Below are 23,049 nucleotides of genomic sequence, written 5' to 3' on the forward strand. Positions count from 1 at the left end.
AAGAAAAAGGACAAAGAATTAAAATAAATAATCTACACCAGCCGTTTTCCGGCATTGCGGTTATTTACCCTGTATCGTTTTTGCAGGGGGAAAGTGGATAAGTTAAGATGCAGGATATCTTTATTACTCTGGTGCAAAGCCTTGAATAACTACAAATTATTACCGGCATTAATTTCTTTGTTGCAAACCCGGAACCTGACCGAGTCGGCAAAAGCCTTACATGTGACTCAGTCGGCCATGAGTAAAACCTTAAGTCAGATCCGCTTGGCTTTTCATGACAATATCCTGATCCGGGAAGCAAATCAGTTTGTGCTGACCAGGCGGGGGGAAGAGCTTAAGCAGCAATTACCGTTATTACTGCAACAACTCGATGAACTTTATCGGCCGGCAGTGATGGACTTTGCCCAATGCCAGCGTAATTTCTCACTGGCTTCCAGTGATTATGTCGCCCAGTTTATCCTGCCCGGTATTTTTAAAACCCTGGCATCACAGGCTCCTAATGCTTCGGTTGAATACCAGTTATGGCAAAAGGACTGGTTAAGCCAGTTATCGCAGCGTCCGCTTGATTTGGTTTCCACCATTACCGAAACCATTCCGGAAAATCTATACGGGAAAAAAATGGCGGAAGACAGCCTGGTGATGTTGATGAGCCGAAGTTATGCCGGTAAAAATAAATTAACCACGCTTGATGATTATGTGGCTGCCAGGCATATCATCATCACCGGGGGAGGGGATAAGGATAGTCCGGTTGATTTGGCGTTACTTGCCCTGGGCAAACAAAGAAAAATATATGCCAAGGTGCCTTTCTTTCAGTCGGCGATTGAATTGCTGCTTACCACAGATACTGTGTTGACTATACCTTTGCATATTGCCGCCGATTTCGTCGGCCTTTACGATTTACAGCTGGCGGCTTTGCCGTTTGAAAGTAAAGCTCACCAGTATTATTTGTTATGGCATGCCAGGCATCATCAGGATCCCGAGCATAAGTGGTTTCGGGAATTATGTTATCCGCTGTTGAAAAACCATCTGTTAAAAACCAAAGCACAGGGTATGAAATTACTTCATGGTAACTAGGATAAACTTTGATTTTATTTCATGGCTTGGGCGGATTACACTAGTGATTAATTATCAGGTGTAACACTTATACGCCGCCAACAGCATCAACAAGGGGATTTTAATGGAGTTTACTGCCTGGCTTTCTTTAGCCGCAATTTGTTTAATGGGGGCCATGTCTCCCGGGCCTAGCCTGGCGATGGTATTAAAGCATACCGTATCTGGTGGCCGGGTAAACGGCATGATCACGGCAGTCGCACACGGTGTCGGCGTGGCTTTATATGCGGTATTTACTGTGATGGGGCTGGCGCTTATTATCAAACAGACCCCCTGGTTATTTGAATTGATCCGTTATGCCGGCGCTGCTTATCTGGTATGGCAGGCCATTAAAGCGTTAACGGCTAATTCATCATCCGCCAAGCTTGATTATCAGCAAACTCGGGTGACAAAAATGCAAAGCGCCAATGAAGGCTTTATGATCGCTTTTTTAAACCCTAAGCTGGCAATATTCTTTCTTGCTTTATTCAGCCAGTTTATTGATGTTAATGCCAACCTGGTGCAGAAGATCATCATGGTGGCTACCGTCGGCGGCATAGACGGCCTGTGGTATGTGCTTATTGCCCTGATCCTGTCCCAGTCGGCGCTGCTGACTAAGCTGAAAAATAACGTTAATGTTGTTGAGAAAATTACCGGGGTTGCCTTTTTACTGGTGGCGGCACGGATTGTTTTATAAGGTATTGCAGTAAGGAGCTGTTATAAGAGAGTGTAACAAGGAAGTGTAAAAGAGGAGTTGTCGCGGTTAAGCAGCTAACCGCGACATTATATCAGTGAAGCTTATTTGCTTAAGCTTTCCCCAAGGTGAGGTCTGATATCTTTTAAAATTTCTTTTAATAATCGGGTGCTACTGGCAACGATATTGCCTGACTGCATATGGTTGTGGCCACCGGTAAAATCAGTCACCAGGCCGCCGGCTTCAATCACCAATAATTCACCTGCTGCGGTATCCCAAGGTTTTAAACCGATCTCAAAGAAACCGTCAACCCGGCCGGAAGCAACATAAGCCAAATCTAATGCGGCTGAACCTGCGCGGCGCATATCCGAGGTTTTAACGAATAAGGTCTTAACGATATTAAAGTAAGCATCGATATGTTGCTTCTTCTTGAACGGGAAACCTGTGGCTAAAATAGCACCGGTTAATTCTTTCGGTTGTTTTACCCGGATACGGAAGCCGTTTAACTGGGCGCCTTTACCACGGCTGGCAGTAAATAAGTCGCCGCGGATAGGATCAAAAACAACCGCCTGATCCAGTTTACCTTTTACTTTTAAGGCAATAGAGACGGCAAAATGAGGAATGCCTTTTACAAAGTTGGTGGTACCATCAAGCGGGTCGATGATCCACTGGTAGTCATCATCTTCACCTTTTAACACGCCAGCTTCTTCACTGATAATCGTGTGTTTCGGATAAGACTTACGAATTGTCTCGATGATCGCCTGTTCTGCAGCAACATCAACATTTGTTACTACATCGTTTGTGCCTTTTAATTCGACTTCAACTTTATCGTGTTGTTCAAACGCACGAGAAATTACCTTGCCAGCGGCACGTGAAGCGCGCACAGCAATATTAAGCATTGGATGCATATTTTGACTACCCTAATTTTGTAAAAGAACGTGCTTGAAAACCATCGCTGAAAATCAAGCGGCGCGCAGTATAACAAAGATACAGTGACAGATCGAGTTATTTACCTTTTTTAGCCGGTTTAAGTTGTTGCTTTGTCCGCCAGCATTAACTTAGCTCTCTGAATATAAGAGAATTAATGGTTAAATATTTTCAGGTTTTGCCTGCTTATAAATAATTAAACTATTAAAGATTGAATAACCATAGCCTAAATGATGCAAAGATGTGTTTTTTTAACAGCATTGCCGGCAACTTTTGTGGTAGAATTACCGCCATTTTTTTAGTTAGACGTCCAGAATAGCAATCATGTCAGGTACCCAAGAAACTTCTTTATCAGGCTCTTTATCAGGTTCTTTATTAGATAAGGTCCGCATTGTTTTAGTTAATACATCAGATTGCCGGAATATCGGCTCTGCCGCCCGGGCAATGAAAACCATGGGATTATCCCAGTTGATCCTGGTGGATCCTCTGGAAATGCCCAATGGTCAGGCCCAGGCGCTGGCGGCTGGTGCGACCGATGTCTTGGCCAATGCCAAAGTTGTCAGTACTTTGGAAGAAGCCATCAATGATTGCGGCCTGGTAGTCGGTACCAGTGCCCGTTCACGTACTTTGCCCTGGCCTATGCTGGATCCTCGCGGTTGTGGTGAAAAACTTATCAGTGAAGCGAATGAATATCCGGTGGCTTTGGTTTTTGGTCGCGAGAGCAGCGGTTTAACCAATGACGAATTGCAATTGTGTCATTTCCATGTGCAAATTCCGGCAAACCCAGAGTACAGCTCGTTGAACCTGGCGATGGCAGTACAAACGTTAAGTTATGAAGTACGCATGAGTTTCCTGGCGCAAGAGCAGCAAGCTTATGCCGGTGCTAGCAGCGAAGATGATGAAGTTTACCCTGTGGTGGAAGAAACCGAGCGTTTATACCAGCACTTTGAACAGGCACTGACGGCCACCGGTTTTATTGTACCCAGTCACCCGGGACTGGTAATGACCAAGCTGCGCCGGTTATTTAACCGGGCGCGTCCGGATATGAAAGAAGTAAAAATGTTACGGGGCATGTTGGCATCGGTTGAACGTGCCGCCAAAGAAAATAAGTAAGGAATTATTATGTTTAGCCGTATCAAAGAAGATATTAATAGTGTCTTTGATCGTGATCCTGCAGCGCGTACTGTATTTGAGGTACTGACTAATTACCCGGGCATGCATGCTATCTGGGGCCACCGTTTGGCAAAATTTTTCTGGAAGAAAAATTTCAAATGGCTCGCCAGAAGTATTTCTACCTTTGTCCGCTGGTTAACCGGGGTGGAAATACATCCGGGGGCGACCTTGGGAAAACGATTTTTTATTGATCACGGCATGGGCATAGTTATTGGTGAAACCGCTGAAATTGGCGACGACTGCACTCTGTATCATGGCGTGACCTTAGGGGGCACCAGCTGGAAAGCGGGTAAACGTCACCCGACCTTAGGTAATAATGTGGTTATCGGTGCCGGTGCCAAGGTATTGGGGCCGCTGAATATCGGTGAAAATGCCCGTATCGGCTCAAATGCCGTGGTGGTTAAAGATGTTCCTGAAGGGGCTACTGTGGTCGGTATACCGGGGCGCGTGGTTAAAGATACCAATGGCAACGCCGATCCCAGTGAAGAAAAACGTGCCGAAGTGGCGAAAAAATATGGTTTTGATGCTTATGCGGTATCAACCAATAATCCGGATCCAGTGGCAAAAGCCATAGGCAGAATGCTTGATCATATGCACCTGATGGACAATAAAGTTATTTCTTTATGTAAAGAAGTTAATGACTTGGGTGGTAATGTTTGCGGCGAAGCCCTGCCTGAACTTAGGGTGGGCGAGTTCGATGAAGACGAGAAAGCCGCCGCCAAACGGCGTGAACAAGCGGTAGAGTCATTTGATCCCGGGATTTAACTGAAATTGCTGTTATTCTCTTCTATAATACCTGAGTATTTTACTCGGGTATTGTTTGACACTTAGCTGGCCTCATGTAAAATACTTGAGTAAAAGAGTCAGGTATTTATTTGACTAATTTACTGGGTTATGTAAAATTGCGCGGCTATTTATCCTTAGCCTTAATAAAAGCAGTATTAAAGGGCAGACAATGAAACTGACTTCAAAAGGGCGTTATGCCGTAACAGCAATGCTTGACGTGGCTATTCATGCGGTTTCAGGTCCGGTGCCTTTAGCTGATATTTCCGAGCGGCAAGGGATCTCCCTGTCGTATCTGGAGCAATTATTCTCCCGCTTACGTAAAAGTGGTTTAGTTACCAGCGTAAGAGGTCCCGGCGGCGGATACCGTCTGGGAAAATGTTCGGCGCAAATTGCCGTAGCGCACATTATCAGTGCTGTCGATGAAAGTGTTGATGCCACTAAATGTTTGGGACAGGGAAATTGCCAGGGCGGCAGCCAGTGTTTAACCCATAGTTTATGGGCTGACTTGAGTCAGCGCATAGAAGATTTTTTACAAAGCATTTCTTTAGCCGAACTTATCGAGCAAAGAGATGTGAAATCAGTGTCGAAACGACAAGACAGTGAGCATAAAAAAACTGCTGCTAACTCTTCGTTAGAAACATTGATCACAACCAGAAATATTATTCACGACTGGCAATAGCCAGGGTGCCTATTAAAAGTTGGAGTACGTTAGCCCATGAAGCTTCCTATTTATTTTGATTACTCAGCCACTACTCCGGTAGATAAGCGTGTTGCAGAAAAAATGATGCAATATCTGACCACAGACGGGATTTATGGTAATCCGGCGTCACGCTCGCATAAGTTTGGCTGGCAGGCGGAAGAAGCGGTAGATATTGCCCGCAATCAGGTTGCTGATTTGATCAATGCCGATCCGCGTGAAATTGTTTTTACTTCCGGGGCAACCGAATCCAATAACCTGGCGATTAAAGGGGCGGCTAACTTCTACGGTAAAAAAGGTAAGCATATCATTACCTGTAAAACCGAGCATAAAGCCGTGTTAGATACCTGTCGTGAAATGGAGCGTCAGGGATTTGAAGTCACTTACCTGGATCCGGAAAGCAATGGCTTGCTTGATTTAAACAAGCTTAGTGAAGCCATGCGTGACGACACGGTTTTAGTGAGCATTATGCATGTAAACAATGAAATTGGTGTGATCCAGGATATTGCCGAGATCGGTGAGATGTGCCGTGCCCGTAAAATCGTGTTCCATGTCGATGCCGCGCAAAGTGCCGGTAAACTGCCGATTGATCTGCAGCACCTGAAAGTGGATTTAATGTCCTTTTCCGCCCATAAAATTTATGGTCCTAAAGGCATGGGCGCCTTATATGTTCGCCGTAAGCCGCGTATCCGCTTAGAAGCGCAAATGCACGGCGGCGGACACGAGCGCGGTATGCGTTCAGGCACCTTGCCAACCCATCAGATTGTCGGTATGGGTGAAGCGTTCAGAATCGCCAAGGAAGAAATGGAGCAAGACTTTGCCCATGTTACCGCGATGCGTGACCGTTTATGGAAAGGCATCAGCTCTATGGAGCAGGTCTTTATTAACGGCGACCCAGACAAACGTTATACTGGTAATTTAAATGTCAGCTTCAACTTTGTTGAAGGTGAGTCATTAATTATGGCGTTAAAAGATTTAGCGGTTTCTTCAGGCTCAGCTTGTACCTCGGCCAGTTTAGAGCCTTCTTATGTGTTACGTGCACTGGGCTTAAACGATGAAATGGCGCATAGCTCTATTCGCTTTAGTTTTGGCCGTTTCACCACGGAAGAAGAAGTCGATTATGCCATCGAGTTGATTCAAAAATCGATTGGCCACCTGCGTGATATGTCACCGCTTTGGGAAATGTTCAAAGACGGTATTGATTTAGATTCTATTGAATGGGCGGCTCACTAGAGTACTCAGGAGAAATATTATGGCTTATAGCGAAAAAGTAATTGATCATTATGAAAATCCACGCAACGTAGGTTCGATGGATAAAAGCGACCCTCAGGTAGCTACCGGTATGGTGGGTGCGCCTGCTTGTGGTGACGTGATGAAATTACAGTTAAAAATATCTGACAGCGGCATTATCGAAGATGCCAAGTTTAAAACTTACGGTTGTGGCTCTGCCATCGCCTCTAGCTCTTTGGTTACCGAATGGGTAAAAGGTAAATCTGTCGACGAAGCCGCGGAAATTAAAAATACCGCCATCGCCGAAGAGTTAGCTTTACCTCCGGTAAAAATTCATTGCTCTATCCTGGCGGAAGATGCGATCAAAGCGGCTCTGGAAGATTATCGTAGCAAGCACGGCGAATAAGGCGGAAGTTAACCATGTCAGTTACCATGACGCCAGCGGCGTCCGAACGGGTAAAAAGCTTTCTGGCAAACCGGGGCAAAGGCCTGGGTCTGCGTTTGGGCATTAAAACCACCGGCTGTTCGGGCCTGGCTTATGTGCTCGAATTTGTCGATGATCTTAATGAAGATGATCAGATGTTTACCATAGATGATGTCAATGTCATTATCGACGGTAAAAGCCTGGTTTATCTTGACGGTATTGAGCTGGATTTTGTTAAAGAAGGCTTAAACGAAGGCTTTAAATTCACCAACCCGAATGCCAAAGGCGAATGTGGTTGCGGTGAAAGCTTTAATGTTTAGCTAATACCTGGTTCTGCCGGCTGTGCTGTCTTTTTGAGACGGCGCAGCTTTGTTTTATATTTGTTGTATAAAGGCGGCTTTAAGCCGTTTTTATATGAATTCACGGGGTTGTTTTGAATTACTTTCAGCTTTTTGGCCTGGATAGCGGTTTTGAGGTCGATACTCTTAAACTCAGCGAATTATATCAGGCACTACAAAAGTCGGTTCACCCGGATCGTTTCGCCCATGCCTCCACTCAGGAGCAGGCCATGGCGGTACAAAAGTCAGCCATGATCAATGATGCCTATCAGATCTTAAAAAATCCCCTGCAACGCGCTGAATATCTGCTGAAAATACGCGGTACTGAAATGCCTTCGGAGCAGAGTTCATTTCGCGATACCGGCTTTTTAATGCAGCAAATGGAACTGAGGGAACTGATCGCCGAGGTGAAATTCTCCGATGATCCCGAAAGCGCCTATAGCGATGCCGAGCAGACGCTTAATAGCCAATATCAGCAGTTGTTTGACCAGTTGAAACAGCAGCTGGCACAAGATAACAGCGAGTCTGATACACTCGCCTGTGATAACCTGCGCAAATTAAAATTTTATCAGAAACTTCATCTGGAGCTCGATCGTCTCGAAGAGCAGATATTTGAAGATTAAACTTTTCTTTTTCTTATAAAGGAAATCGTTCCAACCATGGCCTTATTACAAATTGCTGAGCCCGGACAGAGCACAGTACCTCACGAGCACAGACTCGCTGCCGGCATTGACTTAGGGACAACTAACTCTTTAGTTGCCAGCGTCAAAAGCGGTTTAACCGAAACCTTAGCCGATGAAAATGGCGATGATATCCTGCCATCAGTGGTCAGCTACCAGGCTCAGGAAATCCTGGTGGGCAAGGCGGCAGAAGCTTTTGCCGTCAGTGATGCCGAAAATACTATTGTTTCGGCCAAACGCCTGATCGGCCGTTCTTTAGAGGATATACGGGGCAAATATCCGTCCCTGCCTTATAGTTTTAGCGGTGATGAAAATCATCCCGATATCCAGACTCGCCAAGGCACGGTAAACCCGGTGCAGGTATCGTCAGAAATATTAAAAAACTTGTCGCAGCGTGCCGAAAAAGCCCTCGGCGGGGAGTTAACCGGTGTGGTGATCACAGTACCCGCCTACTTTGACGATGCCCAAAGACAAAGCACTAAAGACGCCGCTAAGCTTGCCGGATTAAATGTCTTACGTCTGCTAAACGAGCCGACGGCCGCTGCCGTGGCCTACGGTCTTGATAGCGGCCAGGAAGGGGTGATAGCGGTTTACGACCTTGGCGGCGGTACCTTTGATATTTCCATTTTAAGGTTAAACAAAGGGGTGTTTGAAGTTCTGGCTACCGGCGGGGATTCGGCCCTGGGCGGTGATGACTTTGATGTCAGCCTGGTTGATCACCTTATTGCAGAGGCTGGACTGGCACGTCCGCTGTCTGCTTCCATGGAGCGCCAGCTATTGCAACAGGCGCGCTTTGCCAAAGAGCAGTTAAGCGCACAGGATACGGTGGAAATCAGTCTTTCACTTGATGATGAAAACACCTGGAATACCCAGCTGAGCAAAGCGACGTTTGAACAGCTTATTTCATCTTTGGTGGCAAAAACCTTAAGGGCTTGTAAGCGCAGCTTAAAAGATGCCGGTATCAGCGTGGATGAGGTTCATGAAGTGGTCATGGTTGGCGGCTCTACCCGGGTGCCTCTGGTCCGCAGTGAAGTGGAAAAATATTTCCAGCGCACGCCGCTGACCTCGATAGACCCCGATAAGGTGGTTGCCATGGGCGCAGCCATTCAGGCAGACGTATTGGCGGGCAACAAACCCGACAGCGATATGTTATTGCTTGATGTTATTCCTTTGTCGCTGGGACTGGAAACCATGGGCGGCCTGGTGGAAAAAGTGATCCCGAGAAATACCACTATCCCTGTGGCCAAAGCACAGGAGTTCACCACCTTTAAAGACGGACAGACGGCGATGGCCATCCATGTCTTGCAGGGGGAGCGTGAACTGGTGGATGCCTGTCGCTCGCTGGCGCGTTTCGAATTAAGAGGCATCCCGGCGATGACCGCGGGCGCCGCCCATATCCGGGTCACCTTTAGAGTTGATGCCGATGGCCTGTTACATGTTTCGGCGATGGAGAAATCCACCGGGGTTGAAGCCAGTATCGAAGTCAAACCTTCATTTGGTCTGGACGACAGCCAAATTGCCAATATGATCAAAGATTCCATGAGTCATGCCAAGGAAGACATAGAGGCGCGGATGCTCAAAGAGCAGCAGGTTGAAGCCAAGCGGGTGATAGAGTCGGTACAGTCGGCCCTGCTGGAAGACGGCAAATTGCTTAGCGATGAAGAGCGCCAGCTGATTGATGCCAATATTAAAGATTTACATGAAATCAGCCAAAAAACAGATGTTGCCGATATTGAAGCGGCAATTGAGAAATTAAATCAGAGTACCGCGACTTTTGCAGAACGCCGCATGGATGCTTCCATACGCACTGCATTAGCCGGTCATTCGGTAGACGAGGTTTAAATTATGCCTAAGATTATTTTTCTTCCACATGAAGAATTATGCCCTGACGGGGCCGTGGTTGAAGCTAAGACGGGTGACAGCGTGTTAAACACCGCCCTGGAAAACGATATCGGTATTGAGCACGCCTGTGAGAAGGTCTGCGCCTGTACTACTTGCCATGTCATTATCCGTGAAGGTTTTGACTCTTTAGAAGAAAGCGATGAACTTGAAGATGACTTGCTGGATAAAGCCTGGGGCTTGGAGCCTGAATCCCGTTTAGGCTGCCAGGCAATCGTCGCCGATGAAGACTTAGTGGTGGAAATTCCCAAATATACCATCAATATGGTGTCTGAAAACCATTAAAATGAGTTAGGCGACAATTTAGAAAGGGTGATAATACTTGATGTTATTACCCTTTTTTAATGTCTGTAGTTTTTAAAGTCAAAACAGTTAAATCGTTTGTAGAGGTTAAGTGAATATTTTTCAAAGTAGACACTATACAAAAGACACTAATCAAGAAAGTTCACTTGACAATGGCAACTAACAAGAAAGAACTAGTATGGATTTATAACATTATGTCTTCGGCTTTTTCACCATTTTTAAATGGAAGTATTGTTTAAAAAACGGTTTTAAGTTGAGTCGTGGTGTAGTTAACTTTTTCACAAAGTTTAACATTGAAAGAGCAGAATGTCCTAAGAGCTTGACAGCATATAAACCCATTATATAATTGTATAAAAAACAACCGCTCTAAACATTTTGGGGTATTGACCAATAGGCGAGTAAAGTGTTGCTACCAATGGAGTGAGCAATGACTGAAGAATCGACCCTAACTTCTGAAACAACCAAACCCAATAATACAAAAAATAGCGCCAGTAAAAAGCAAGCCGTAGTCGTAATTCATGGCATGGGTGAGCAACGCCCTATGGCAACAATACGTGAATTTGTACACCATGTATGGAAAATAGATCCAGCTATTGAGAAGCAACACTTTTGGAATAAACCAAGTTCTGTGAGTGAATCGTTTGAACAACGCAGGCTTACCACCAACAGTCCGAAGATAAAAACTAAGAATAAAAAAGTACAACGAGTAGATTTTTATGAATATTATTGGGCTCATCACACCGTTAATACCAAATGGGAACATTTTATCGGCTGGTTTACTACTCTTCTTTGGTGCCCTCGCAGTAAATATGAGCGGCACGAAAATACACTTCGCCGCTTATGGCTTGTATTATGGGGGGGAGTTTTAGCAGCATTATTAAGTGTAGTTATCTGGAGTTGCGGCGTTGAATATATAGCTACAAATTGTGAAGGATTGACGGCCACTTTGTTAAAAGCACTCATTTCAGGAGTCGAATTAGCTGTTCTGTTTGGTCTAAATAAACTCAAGTGTTTTGCCACAAAATATTTTGGTGATGTTGCCCGTTACGTTAAGGCTCAACCCGCTAATATCCATATTAGACAGCAAATTCGTCAAGGCGGCATAGAATTACTCGAAAGAATTCATCAAACAGGGGATTATGAACGCATAGTTTTAGTAGGACATAGTTTGGGCTCGATCATAGCTTACGACATAATCAACCATTTATGGGCGCGGCACAACAAGTTTAAATACACCAAAGGCAGTAAAACACATACCTCTCCTTTATCTCAGAAATCACAGGAATTAATTGAGGCACTTGAAGGCTTATCCAAAGACTGTGGTACTGATGAGTTTGATAAAGAAAGCTATAGAGAAAAACAGTTTGCTTTGTTTAACTCTCTCAAAGAATCAGGTAAAAACAATTGGCTGATTTCTGACTTTATTACATTAGGCAGTCCGCTTACTTATGCAGACATTCTGCTATTTGATAGCAATAAAGAATTTATCAAGCGTAAGCTAGATAGAGAATACCCGACTTCTCCCCCCATACCAGAGAACAAGTACTGGACTTATCAGGTAAATGATCAGAAATACTTACACCATGGCGCCGTTTTTGCGCCAGTCAGGTGGACTAATATTTATATGACCTATGAATGTTTGATCAAAGGCGACCTAATATCAGGTCCCGTCAGCAGTAATTTTAGCTATTCAGAACTAAATATTGATAAGTCCACCCTAAGTCCACCTAAAAATAACGAACACACACCCATTAAAGAAATTAAAATTTCTTATGAATATGTTAAGGACGGGTTTACCCATACTGAATACTGGAAGTCGACTATAGCTGACGATAAGCATTTAAAAGCATTACGTAGCGCCTTACAACTCTATTAGTTAGTGTACTAAATAACAGGAAGATAGTAATGACAATAGTAAAAACAAAAATTAAGCCCCGCCTATTATTGACCAGTATAGCAAGTGTTGTTTTTCTTGTAAGTTGCTCAGTTGCTCCTGAACATCACGTAAGAACAGGTGAAGATCCAAGATATCAAGATACCGATGTTGCATTTCGAACTACTTATTACTTTAGAGTCTTTGACTATTGCCAGTCATCAAATGAACCTACTGCGCAGCACTACCCTAAAACAAGCGGCTTATATCGATTTAAAATGACAGGTAAATCCAGTACATTTAAAAATAAAGTAAAATTTGAATCAGGTATATTAAAGAGTTGGGAACTAGATCCTCTTGGCGCATCAGTTCTTTATGACAAGGAGATAGGTAGGCACAGGTTTGTCTCAGAAAATGAAACTCAAAATGAAGCTAAACAAAAGAAGGCATGGCAAGATTATAAAGAACTTCAAAAAGAGTATCTTGCGTTATCGGGCGACAATAAGAATTCACAAGAACTTGACCTTAATAACAACTTAACCGCTGCACTGAATGCTACAATAAATCCCACTTCTGCCATCGATAATGGTAGTTTAACCTCTAATATGGATATGGCTTTTGCAAAAAATAAAACTGAAGTACTGGATAAACTAAATGAAAATTTAATAACTACAATCAAAACTGCAATTACGCAAAAGCAAACAGAGCTGCTTAGCGAAAATTCACAAAAAGCACAGGATACATTAAATTCCGTAAGCAGGTTATGGCTTTTAAATAGCATCAAAACCAAATTAAAACACAATATTAATACAAAGGTAAACAGCACCAGCCTACCAGAAAACATCTTTGACAATAAAGATAATGCTAAAGAAGCTTGGGATAATATGATTAAAAGCTTAACCACTAAGGTTAAGTTTGGAGATGCAGAAAAACACCTGCATACCGCAGAGCTTATAGAAAAATATAAAGCAATAAATAGCCTGGGTAATATTCAAACAGAAACTGTCACTATCGACAATAAAGATAAACTAATTGCTCAACTACTTGCAGAAGGCTATTACTCACAACTTAACAACATGGCTCTTAAGCACTTGACAGGTGAGTTCGAAAGTTTATTTATCGAGCTAAACAATCAATTTAAACTAAAAGAAATCAATGGTGAAGAAAAAACAACGCCTATCAATGATGAGATTAGAACAAAAATAAAAGAACAACTCACACTAGAAATTGAATCACTGTTTGCATTTAGCAGTATGCTTGCTACTAGAGCCGAAAATACTCCTCTAGACGTAAACTTTGAAGCATTGCCTGAAGCTACTGGCGTTTACGCCAAAATAAATAAAAAAAATATTGCTAAACAATTAGAAGAATCTACAAAAATATTAATAGCTAGTGCAGTTCAACATGTGCACTATCCTGAGTCTGGGCCATTATCGGCGACACTAACGTCACTTAAAAATGCCATGAATAACAAACTTGCCATTGCTACGGGCACATCAGTAATGAGCAATGCATCTGGTGACACCAAAATACTATCACAGAATGAAGAAATCAGATGTGGTAAAGCAAATAAAAGAAAAGGCTTTCAAATACTTGGTCCTGAAGGATGGCGTACCTTTAATCAAGACGAACGCCTTGTTATGGCAATGTATTCCGATAACTCTCCTATTACCAATGTTTTAAAAGAGTTATCACAACAAGTACTCAATGCACACCAATCAAATGAACCGAATCTATTGCCTATCGTTAAAGCGGAGTTACGACTGAGTAAGGCACAGCAGCAACTCACTACTGAAAAAAATAATTTACTTACCGCCAAACCTGAGGAAAAACTCAACGCATTATGCGAACTTGTAGACAAAGTTACAGAAAAACTACAAACAGAAAACGAAAGCACGCCAATTAAGCTGTCAAATTGCAAGGGAGATTAAGGATGAAAAAGTTATATCAAATTATTTTATTAAGTCTTCTCTTCATTACTAAAGTCAGTGCTGATGGCTCTATGCGTATCGAAGTTGAAGTATACAATGGCCCTTTAAGTAAAAGCATAGAAGTACAAAAAACAGAATTAGTTAGCACAGTAAATATAACCTCACATGTATTGGGCAACTTAACCAGAGCCATACATATCAGCCAATGCCGATTAGGCTGCTTCGGCTCTAAGGTAGAGTTAGACGATGATAAAAGTACGGGAGATACATTTGAGCGTTGCTCAAAAGATACGGTAAACTCAAATTTCCCCTATAGCAGTAGAACAGATATTGATGAAAAGTTAAAAAATCTGGCTGTGTCGGATATGTTTCCAAGCGAAACAAGAAAACTCCTACCTGAAATTTTTCCAATAAAAAACTACAAGCAGCTATCGCCTCACAGAAGTGGAACTAAGTACGCAGAGTTAAACCGAGATTATTACGAAAAAAATGGCATGACCCAGTTTTACTGGACGAAAGACATGGCCGCTATCCCAACAAAAAATAATGATGCCAAACACCAAGTATGCCCTCTGCTTAGCGATGTAAAGTTTAATACCTTACACGTCTTAAACTATATTAAACGGACTGGTATCGTGGGTTGCCGTGAGGATTTAGTCGAAAACGTATCGAATAATGGTCAAATGAATAAAGAGTCAATGGAATGTTTAACGCAAATAGCCAATGTCGGCAAGCTGCTCTCTGAGGGGGCTGAACATTGGGCGGCAACGCAAGTTGCTGTTATGCCTACCTCTAAACGAACCCGCATTTCTATTGCAAGAGCAGCCGTTACAGCAGCTGAACTTGGCAACGAATTAACCGCAAGAGCTGACGCTATAATCAAACAAGAGAAAGGAGCGGACTTAGCCGAGCTTTTACCTACAAGTGTTTTTTTACGCGATTCAGAAGGAACAGATTACCTAAACATGTTCGAGTGGTTAAATGCAACACCAAGAAAAAACAGGCAATGGTCAACTCAAAGCCGAACTCGTATGATTGAACGACTCATTAATGATAACAATTGGTCAAAAATAAATACCGCATTTGCTCAAGGGAAAGGCAAAGTCAATATGGTCTTCGCAAAAGATGATATAGGTAACTGGAATCTTAAAAATTACGACAACGATCCATCAGAAATGCTTGACGCTTATAAAATTATCGGCACTAATTTGTTTACCAGTGCAGCAAAATTAGCAAAAAAAATGACTTCTGTTGACAACGTTATTGACAATATTGCTGGCGTACAACAGTCAGTACAACAAGGCCAAAACCTAGTCTTTGGAGCTAATGCAAATATTGATGACAATATTGCTAACACCATGGAGTCACGTATAAAGCAGCGCATAGAATCAACGTATAGAGAATATGAAGGTCAAATAAAGCTGCTTAATACAAAAATTACAGAGCTAGAAGATTTACTCAAAACAAAGCAAAAACAAATAGATAATACTGATAAAAAGTTCAGCGATATAGATAAAGAATTTACTGCTAAGAAAAGCAAAATAACTAAATTAGAAATTAAATTAGAAGAGTCGCAGGAAAAATATAAAACGGCAAACGAACAAGTTAATACTCAACAACCTACAAATGAGCAATATGATACATTTGTCACTGCCAGTAATGACTTGGCAAATATTCAAGCCGAGTTAAGCATTGCAAAAACAGAGCTTGCAAACTTTGAAGAACAAAACAAAGCCAGTATCGAAGAACAGCAAAAATTAATTGCTGAAGTCACAACTATAAAAACTGAATTAACAGCCAAACAAGACAAGCTTGTACAGTTACCGAATCAAGCCGTTTTAGTTATCGAAGAAATACTCAATAACTATCATTCAAGTTTAACCGCGCTGCAAGAGAGTATGGTGGAGAATTTAGCTCCAAATAAAAGTTAGCATATCACCAATATGGTGTCTGAAAACGATTAACAAGTAGTTAGGCTATAATTTAAAGAGAAAGGGTAATAATATTTGATGTTATTACCCTTTTTTTTAAAAGCAGCGATATGGATGAAATCGAAACCTTAGTAAATAAGTTATATAAAACTCAGTCATCCAGGCTGCTTGCGGTACTGACACGTATTTTTGGTCCCCATAACTTATCTTTGGCTGAAGACGTGCTTCAGGAAGCTTTCAGTAAGGCTTTAATCCATTGGCGGAAGAAGTCATTACCGGATAATCCGCAAGCCTGGCTGATGCGCACGGCAAAAAACCAGGCACTCGATGTTATCAGGTCAAACAAAACTCGGTTGAAGTTTTCTGAAGAGTTATCGTTTTATCTGTCCAGTGAATGGACCTTGGACAATACCCTGGAGCAGGAATTTCAGGAAGAGAAAATAAAAGATGATCAGTTGCGTATGATTTTTATGTGCTGTCATGAAGATATCAAGCCGGAAAACCGCCTGCCTTTTATTTTAAAAACCTTATGTGGCTTCAGTATTCCTGCCGTCGCCAGGGCGTTAGTTTTGCCGGTAGCGACCGTGAAAAAGCGTTTATTGCGCACCCGTGAAAAATTAAAGAGCCATAGCTTTACCTTTCCCGAGCCGGAAAAATTAGCCCAGGCCATGGATACTGTGCATACCGTTTTATATTTATTTTTTAATGAAGGCTTTCACAGCTCTGACGGCAAACAAGCGATCAATATTGACTTTTGTCATGAAGCTATCGCTTTAGTCAATTTACTGGCTGACGAAGCTGATATGGTTAATCAGGATACCTTAGGTTTGCTGGCTCTGATGCATTTCCATCTTGCCCGGGCCGAATCTCGTCTGGATGTCGATGGAAATAATATTTCTATTGATTTACAAGACAGGAGCCTGTGGGAGCAAAAACGCATTGCCCTTGCCAGTGGAATTTTATCTGCGGCATCTGCTGTCAGGGGCGGTGCTTCAGGCCGCTTTCTTATCGAAGCTCAAATTGCCCGTGAGCATTGCCTGTGCACTGACTTTAGTGAGACTGACTGGCCGGTGATTATTCGTTATTATCAGCAACTGATTGACATCACAGCTTCTCCTGTCGCCGAACTTAATCAGGCGGTTGCTATCGGTTATGCGGGCGACCTTAGTCAGGCGATAGAAAAGGTAGAAAAGCTGCAGCAGAACAAAATATTAAAACATTCGCACCTGCCGCCGGCGATACTGGCACATTTTAATGCCAAGGCGGGGAATGCCCAACAAGCCTATATCTTTGCTGAGCAGTCGATAAGTTTAGGCGGCACGCCACATGAGCAGCAACTAATGATGGCTCAGGTGGAGCGCCTGTTAAATGAAAGTAGCCAGTAAACGCTACTCGCCGATTTCCATCACTTCCCTGATTTCTATCGTGATATCCGGATAGTTGAAAATCGGGCATTCTTTGGCAAGGGCGATGGCTTCGGTTATATCCCCGGCTTTAACTATGGAGTAACCTGAAACCAGTTCTTTGATTTCGGCAGTGGAAAGGTCGGTGACAACGCCGTCTTTGGTTAATGTCTTGCCACAGTAGTGCAGCGGCGAACCTCCGGAAACTAACTGGTCTTTTTGTTGCAGCATGCCCATCCAGGCACCCCAGCGCTCCATAGAAGCGGCCATTTCTTCCTGACTGGTGTTTTCCAGCCACTTAGGATCACCGCCTTTGTATATCAGCATAAAATCTTTCATTCTTTATCTCCTTTGTAAGTTTAATTATCGATAAATTGCTACCGATACCCTGATGACGGATGAAGAAGAAAAAAGGAGACAATTATTACAATAAATTTTTTATTGGCTAAAAATGGCTGGGGTAGCAAAGTCTTTTTACACAGGAGTTATTGTTCTGTTGAAGGTATTAATGCCCTGTGTTGCCTATAGGAACCGGCTACTGCTCAGGTCCGGGGCGCAATAGCCGGTTTTATTCGTTAAGAAGTAGTTGCCTGACTGGGAGAGGCCAGGCTTGGCGTTATCCTTAGTCCGTCTTGATTAACAGTCACAGTGAGCTTTTGTCCTACGGTGAAACCGGCCTGAGTGAGCCACTTGCCTCTTAAGACGATATAAGGTTCAAGCACTACAGGCACATAGTTAAGGCCAACTCCGCGGGTTTTAGCGGCGGTCTCACAGATGGTTTCCAATACCGTAAGTTGGCGTGAGGCGGGATATTTTACTTTTGCCGAGCCTGGCTCTGGCGTATGATTAAAATCAGCCATGATGAACTCCTTTAAAGTTCTTTATGGTTAGCAATCTCTGGGTGTGTTGTCACTCAGGGATTGCGGCTATTGTTACGGCGCTTTACGGGCGCGAATGGATAAAAATACTGGTGAAGGGGCCCTCCTTTGTTGCTCAGAGGCACCTTTAATGAAAGACCAACTTACTGGATAAAGCAACAGTAAGTTGGTTGTTTTTTAGATTAATACCTGCAATAAACGAGGCTGGATATGTTATTTGTGAGTAATGGCAGGCCAGCACTGATAGCGGCCTGATTTCTGTGTTTAACTTCGGTTAAAAATGGGAGGGTTACCACCTGATAAAAGTGAGATTTTTTGTTTAAGGAAACGGGTAAGCGCTGAAGTATGGCAGTGGCGGGTGAAATCCCCGGCTTATGTAAAAACCGTGTTGGTTCTTGTTTAATTAAATCATCGGTTATCTCTTGTGGTTATAAGCTTTACTCTTCGTGTAAAGGGCTCTTATTTTGGGCCTTAGTCATCTTGATATCGACATCATGTAAGGCATAGAGCCTGTTTTTGATATTTACTTGTACATCATTGGCTTACATTTTTATGCTGCTATGGTCCCAACTCAACTGGTGGCCAATTCATGGGTTTTTTTCTAATTCTTTAACATTCAATACGATCAAGCGCTTTAATGGCATGCAGCTCATTCGCCATAGCAGTTAATTACACGGCATATCTGTTAAATGATGTGGTATATAACAGCGATTGCTACAGGCAGTATTTCAGGTTTGGTGAAAGATTTATTTGCCCGTCTTTATATTAGCGAAAAACAAAAAAGCAACAGGGCTTTATTACCAGCAATAAAGCTCAGAAGTTTAGTCAATTTTTATGCCAATAAGACACCCGCAGCTACCCCGGATGGGGAGGTCTTAATTCCGGAAAATTATAGTATAAAGGATGAGTTAATGATGGCGACAGACCTGAATCAAAGCGGTGAAAGTCAATATTAATACCGGATTTAAGAACATAACGATAATTTACGTCACACAAGGGGAAATAATGAAATTCAAATACGTAAAATCAACTGCTGCGGCATTAGCATTGATACTGAGCAATATTGCCAATGCCGGTATTATTGTGCATACAGATGATTATATTGATGACACCAGCAGAGCTCACTTTAACGGATTTGAGTCAATGGTGATTGATAGTAGTGGACTTTTTACCGGGATCAATGGCCCTTATGTAGAAGATTTAATTCAGGTGGAGCAAATCAATGGCGAAAGTGGAGCTTATGGCGGGATTTGGGCAAACCATGACTGGGCCGGAGCGCAGGGGGATAGCAGCTGGTACCCTAGTGGTGGAGACTACGGTTATACCTCAATAACCTTAAGCGATAGCTCTGATTTTGGCAGTGTCGGTTTCAATTTTGGTACCGGTGGTGTTTCCACCACGGAAATATTATTTGAGATCTATAATGACGGGTTATTAATCTTAAAAGGCAGCTCTGCCTTGTTCAAAGATTCGATAAATTACCTGGGTTTTAGTGGCGACAGCTTCGATGAAATCAGGGTAAAAGATAATTTTGGCGGTGCAAACTTTTATTCCGGCCGGCAAACCTTAGCTATTGATAATATTGAAATTGCCGGGAACCTGGCTGATGTACCTGAACCTTCTTCCCTTGCTATATTTGCATTAGGCGTTATGGGGTTATTGTCACGCAGAGCCATAAAACAATAAAATTGCAGTACAGCGTTCCACAGGGCTGATTTTTCTCGTTTAAATTGAGCATTTTTTGCCTTCCGTTGTTGTTTAACATAACAGGTGGTGTCTGCTAATCATAGTTTTCATTTAACCATCGATTGTTGGAAAAGGGGATAGCCTTTGATGTGAGTGCCCCTTTTTATCTCCCTGGCGCGATATTATTTCCACGACATTTATTGTCATGCTGTTTTATTTCGCAATAGCGTTGCTTTCTCAGGGGGAACGAAGCGGATTCCAAGGGTGAAAAATAGCTTAAAGTCAATAAGATAAGCTGGTGTCATGGAGTAATTCATGACGGATATGGTATAGGGGCTGAATTGTGCTAATTTTAGGTTAAGTCAGTGCGTATGTTATCGGGCAGCAATGAGAAACAAGGGCTTCACCTTTATATTGAGCGTTGCCGGTATGTGCTGTTCTATGCTTGTTGCCGGGCAGCAAAACACCGTTGATTTGGATAATAAATCCCTTTATTCATTATCGCTGGCACAGTTAATGGACATTAAGGTGACCACGGCCTCGAAGTTTGAAGAATCATTACACGACGCCCATGCCAGCGTATCCATTATCACCAGTGCGCAAATCGAGCAGTTTGGCGGACAAAATTTATATGAAATCCTTGAAAGGATTGTCTCCGTTAACAGTAACTTTGGCGTCTTGACCAGTATCAGTACCAGGGGCAGCAGACCCTGGATTTCCCTTTCTCAGCATTTAGGCCTGATTAACGGCCGCCCGTTTGGCAACATGAGCGGCGCCCATAGTTTATATACTTCCATGCCCCTTAGTGCTGTCGAGCGGATTGAATATATCAGGGGACCGGGCTCGGTACTTTATGGCAGTAATGCCTACCAGGGGGTGTTTAATATTATTACTAAAAAAGCCAGGCGGGATGGCTGGCAGGCCTTGCAGAAATTAACCCTCGGCAGTTTTGATACTAAATTACTCGACGGCAGTTACCAGTACCGGCAGGATAACTTTGAGTTTGCTTTGAATATCTTATTCAATGATACCGGGGGCTGGTATGCAAAAATGTTTGATCCGGTTCAGTTGCAGACATATAGCCGAAAAGCCTTCCAGGAAGAGCAAACCTTTCATGTGCAGTTGGCGTATAAAGACCTGTCCTTCAGTTACTACGATAGCCGGCAAGAGCGCTTTGGCAATTACTGGGACGCGCCTGAGGAAAATTATATTCCCTGGTCAAAAGTGCATCCGGCACAATTTTTTAACCTGAGCTATCACCATGAATTTAATAAACACTGGCGCCTGGAAAGCCATATCACTCATATCGAAAAAACCATGGAGTGGAGCAGCGACGGCGTAGCCGATGAGTTCGTCAGGATCAAATCCCCGTTTAGCCTGAGTTTGTATGAAGTTAATGTCTTTGCCGAGCTGGCAAACAGTGCCAGCCTTATATCGGGGTTAAGCTATGAAAAGCGGAAGATCTTTGATGCAGCGACCATTCCCGACAGCAGCGAGGATTATGCCAGCCTCTATTTTCAATTTCAGCAACCATTTTACCATGCTTTTTCCTACAGCATTGCCGGTCAATATGTGACCTCACTTGATCTGCTGGGAGGGGCAGGCAATAAGTCAGATTTTGTGCCCAGGTTTGGTTTATTGTATGACTTTGATGATAAGTGGGCGGTGAAATTCTTATATGGCCAGGCTTATCGTCAGCCGACTGCCGGGGAGCGCTCTATTGAAACCCCGGGGATACAAATGGGCAGCCCGGATCTCGACTCGGAGACAATTACCACCAAAGAAGTACAGCTATTTTACCGCGGGATAGACAGGTTGTTTACCCTGACTTACTACCACAGTGAAGAAAAGGATCTGATTTCACTGGTGCCGACCGGCGATCCTGCCTTTCCCCTGGCAAATAAAAATCAGGGACGCATGACTTCCCGGGGAGTCGAGCTGGAATTTAAATATGAAATCGATAATAACTGGTATCTGGAGTTTGCCGGGGCATGGCAAACAAATAAAGACGGCAACGGCGTTAACAATACCAACCTTGCCCCAAACTATTCATGGAAGCTGGGTTTAGGTTATAACCTCAATACCTGGTCTTTCGGTTTGTACAACCTGCATTATTCCAATTACCACGATTCGATTCTCTTTGATGCTAACCGCGAACTGGTCAACCCGCCTGCCGAAGGTTTTGACTGGCTTACCTTAAAGGCGAGCAAGGAGCTGGCGCTATTTAACAACGGCTCCGCTTTGCGCTTGTCTTTGGAGCTGAAAAATATCCTGGATCAAGAGGTTTACCAGCCTAACGATACCCCGGTTTTTTACCCTATCAATACCTTGCCCGGCCGTGAGAGCAGCAGCGCATTTTTGAGCCTGAGTTATCAATATTAACCCGGTATAAATACCGGGCGTAGAAAGTAACTCAATAGCAGATGCTTGTGCTGATAAGGTTATCTTCTTTGGTAGCCTTATACGTAATCCGGTGCATCTAAAGTTTTGCCGTGCATGCTGCCGGTAATTGCGGCAACATAGGCTTTGGCGGTATCTTGTGCCGACAGGCCGCCGTCGGTATCCATGCCCATCATCGCCATGGTCTCTTTGACAAATATCGGGGCAACGACATTAAAACGTATATTATCAAGCTCCAGTGCCGCCGCTTTTACATAGCTTTCCAGTGCGCCGTTCGCCATGCTGATAACAGCGCTGCCCGGCATAGGCTCGCGTGATAATACCCCGGAAGTCAAAGTGACTGAGCCGCCTTCGTTAAGATATTCTTTGCCTAAACGTATCAGGTTGATTTGCCCCATTAGTTTATTGTTAAGGGCAAGTTCATAGTCGGCATTGGTTAACTCGGTCAGCGGGGCAAAGTTTGCTAAACCTGCGCTGGAGACAATGGCGTCAACTTTGCCAACCTGTTCAAGCAGGGCGCTGATAGATGCCTGATTGCCGATATCGACAGTAAAACCTTCGCCGGAATAATTGGCGGCGATAACTTCATGCTCCGAGCTAAGGGCTTTGCTGATTGCCTGGCCGATAGTACCGCTGGCGCCGATTAATAAAATTTTCATATTTTTCTCCAAGTAAGAGGATTGTTTAACTTGAAATCAGTTTATTTA

The 23,049-nt window shown here is 43.4% G+C and carries 22 protein-coding genes; 18 read left to right on the plus strand and 4 right to left on the minus strand.

The features are described from left to right. The first annotated feature begins 141 nt into the window (after positions 1 to 141). Both QL234_RS02925 and QL234_RS02930 read left to right on the plus strand, forming a co-directional pair. Positions 142 to 1,074: a LysR family transcriptional regulator gene (locus QL234_RS02925; protein WP_281556352.1), complete on the plus strand. Its 933-nt coding sequence runs from the start codon at positions 142 to 144 to the stop codon at positions 1,072 to 1,074. 103 nt (positions 1,075 to 1,177) lie between these two features. Next, entirely contained in the window at positions 1,178 to 1,786 is a 609-nt protein-coding gene (locus tag QL234_RS02930; RefSeq protein WP_281556353.1) for a LysE family translocator, read from the plus strand. Between the two features lie 101 nt (positions 1,787 to 1,887). On the opposite strand, the gene suhB is transcribed toward QL234_RS02930, so the two are convergent. Beyond that, on the minus strand, positions 1,888 to 2,691 hold the full coding sequence (gene suhB, locus QL234_RS02935) for an inositol-1-monophosphatase (protein WP_281556354.1): 804 nt from the start codon (positions 2,689 to 2,691) through the stop codon (positions 1,888 to 1,890). Positions 2,692 to 3,034: 343 nt separating this feature from the next. Between suhB and trmJ the strand changes: the two genes are divergently transcribed. From trmJ to QL234_RS03000, 13 genes are all read left to right on the plus strand, one after another. Then, positions 3,035 to 3,823, plus strand: coding sequence for a tRNA (cytosine(32)/uridine(32)-2'-O)-methyltransferase TrmJ (trmJ, locus tag QL234_RS02940; protein WP_281556355.1), 789 nt, complete (start codon positions 3,035 to 3,037; stop codon positions 3,821 to 3,823). Between the two features lie 9 nt (positions 3,824 to 3,832). Continuing rightward, complete coding sequence (cysE, locus tag QL234_RS02945; RefSeq protein ID WP_281556356.1) at positions 3,833 to 4,648, plus strand: serine O-acetyltransferase; 816 nt, start codon at positions 3,833 to 3,835, stop codon at positions 4,646 to 4,648. 190 nt (positions 4,649 to 4,838) lie between these two features. Then, positions 4,839 to 5,348: a Fe-S cluster assembly transcriptional regulator IscR gene (gene iscR / locus QL234_RS02950; RefSeq protein WP_044835367.1), complete on the plus strand. Its 510-nt coding sequence runs from the start codon at positions 4,839 to 4,841 to the stop codon at positions 5,346 to 5,348. A 36-nt stretch (positions 5,349 to 5,384) separates the two neighbouring features. Next, entirely contained in the window at positions 5,385 to 6,599 is a 1,215-nt protein-coding gene (locus tag QL234_RS02955; RefSeq protein WP_281556357.1) for an IscS subfamily cysteine desulfurase, read from the plus strand. Positions 6,600 to 6,618: 19 nt separating this feature from the next. Then, positions 6,619 to 7,002 carry a Fe-S cluster assembly scaffold IscU gene (gene iscU, locus QL234_RS02960; RefSeq protein ID WP_044835369.1) on the plus strand — a complete coding sequence of 128 codons (384 nt, stop codon included), beginning with the start codon at positions 6,619 to 6,621 and terminating at the stop codon, positions 7,000 to 7,002. Between the two features lie 14 nt (positions 7,003 to 7,016). After that, positions 7,017 to 7,340: an iron-sulfur cluster assembly protein IscA gene (gene iscA, locus QL234_RS02965; RefSeq protein WP_044835370.1), complete on the plus strand. Its 324-nt coding sequence runs from the start codon at positions 7,017 to 7,019 to the stop codon at positions 7,338 to 7,340. Positions 7,341 to 7,453: 113 nt separating this feature from the next. After that, entirely contained in the window at positions 7,454 to 7,981 is a 528-nt protein-coding gene (gene hscB / locus QL234_RS02970) for a co-chaperone HscB (RefSeq protein ID WP_281556358.1), read from the plus strand. Between the two features lie 36 nt (positions 7,982 to 8,017). After that, positions 8,018 to 9,880, plus strand: a complete 1,863-nt coding sequence (gene hscA, locus QL234_RS02975) for a Fe-S protein assembly chaperone HscA (RefSeq protein ID WP_281556359.1) — start codon at positions 8,018 to 8,020, stop codon at positions 9,878 to 9,880. A 3-nt stretch (positions 9,881 to 9,883) separates the two neighbouring features. Then, entirely contained in the window at positions 9,884 to 10,222 is a 339-nt protein-coding gene (fdx, locus tag QL234_RS02980; RefSeq protein WP_281556360.1) for an ISC system 2Fe-2S type ferredoxin, read from the plus strand. A 445-nt stretch (positions 10,223 to 10,667) separates the two neighbouring features. Further along, positions 10,668 to 12,116, plus strand: a complete 1,449-nt coding sequence (locus QL234_RS02985; RefSeq protein WP_281556361.1) for a hypothetical protein — start codon at positions 10,668 to 10,670, stop codon at positions 12,114 to 12,116. A 29-nt stretch (positions 12,117 to 12,145) separates the two neighbouring features. Beyond that, complete coding sequence (locus QL234_RS02990) at positions 12,146 to 14,044, plus strand: hypothetical protein (protein WP_281556362.1); 1,899 nt, start codon at positions 12,146 to 12,148, stop codon at positions 14,042 to 14,044. Between the two features lie 2 nt (positions 14,045 to 14,046). Next, positions 14,047 to 15,975, plus strand: coding sequence for a hypothetical protein (locus tag QL234_RS02995; protein WP_281556363.1), 1,929 nt, complete (start codon positions 14,047 to 14,049; stop codon positions 15,973 to 15,975). Between the two features lie 110 nt (positions 15,976 to 16,085). After that, the gene (locus tag QL234_RS03000; RefSeq protein ID WP_281556364.1) at positions 16,086 to 17,360 is read left to right on the plus strand and encodes a sigma-70 family RNA polymerase sigma factor; all 1,275 of its coding nucleotides are present in this window, start codon (positions 16,086 to 16,088) and stop codon (positions 17,358 to 17,360) included. A 3-nt stretch (positions 17,361 to 17,363) separates the two neighbouring features. Here QL234_RS03000 and QL234_RS03005 read toward each other — a convergent pair whose 3' ends face one another. After that, positions 17,364 to 17,717, minus strand: coding sequence for a YciI family protein (locus QL234_RS03005; RefSeq protein WP_281556365.1), 354 nt, complete (start codon positions 17,715 to 17,717; stop codon positions 17,364 to 17,366). Positions 17,718 to 17,953: 236 nt separating this feature from the next. Continuing rightward, a complete protein-coding gene (locus QL234_RS03010; RefSeq protein ID WP_281556366.1) occupies positions 17,954 to 18,238 on the minus strand; it encodes a SymE family type I addiction module toxin in 285 nt (94 codons plus the stop codon). 707 nt (positions 18,239 to 18,945) lie between these two features. On the opposite strand from QL234_RS03010, the gene QL234_RS03015 reads away from it, so the two are divergent. From QL234_RS03015 to QL234_RS03025, 3 genes are all read left to right on the plus strand, one after another. Then, positions 18,946 to 19,212 (plus strand): hypothetical protein, encoded by a 267-nt coding sequence (locus QL234_RS03015; RefSeq protein WP_281556367.1) that lies wholly within the window; start codon positions 18,946 to 18,948, stop codon positions 19,210 to 19,212. Between the two features lie 49 nt (positions 19,213 to 19,261). Beyond that, positions 19,262 to 19,942 carry a PEP-CTERM sorting domain-containing protein gene (locus QL234_RS03020; protein WP_281556368.1) on the plus strand — a complete coding sequence of 227 codons (681 nt, stop codon included), beginning with the start codon at positions 19,262 to 19,264 and terminating at the stop codon, positions 19,940 to 19,942. A gap of 387 nt (positions 19,943 to 20,329) precedes the next feature. After that, positions 20,330 to 22,324 (plus strand): TonB-dependent receptor, encoded by a 1,995-nt coding sequence (locus QL234_RS03025; protein ID WP_281556369.1) that lies wholly within the window; start codon positions 20,330 to 20,332, stop codon positions 22,322 to 22,324. Positions 22,325 to 22,401: 77 nt separating this feature from the next. On the opposite strand, the gene QL234_RS03030 is transcribed toward QL234_RS03025, so the two are convergent. Further along, positions 22,402 to 23,001 carry a short chain dehydrogenase gene (locus QL234_RS03030; protein ID WP_281556370.1) on the minus strand — a complete coding sequence of 200 codons (600 nt, stop codon included), beginning with the start codon at positions 22,999 to 23,001 and terminating at the stop codon, positions 22,402 to 22,404. Positions 23,002 to 23,049: the final 48 nt, after the last annotated feature.

The sequence above is a fragment of the Thalassomonas sp. RHCl1 genome, from assembly GCF_947387555.1.
Lineage (GTDB): Bacteria > Pseudomonadota > Gammaproteobacteria > Enterobacterales > Alteromonadaceae > Thalassomonas.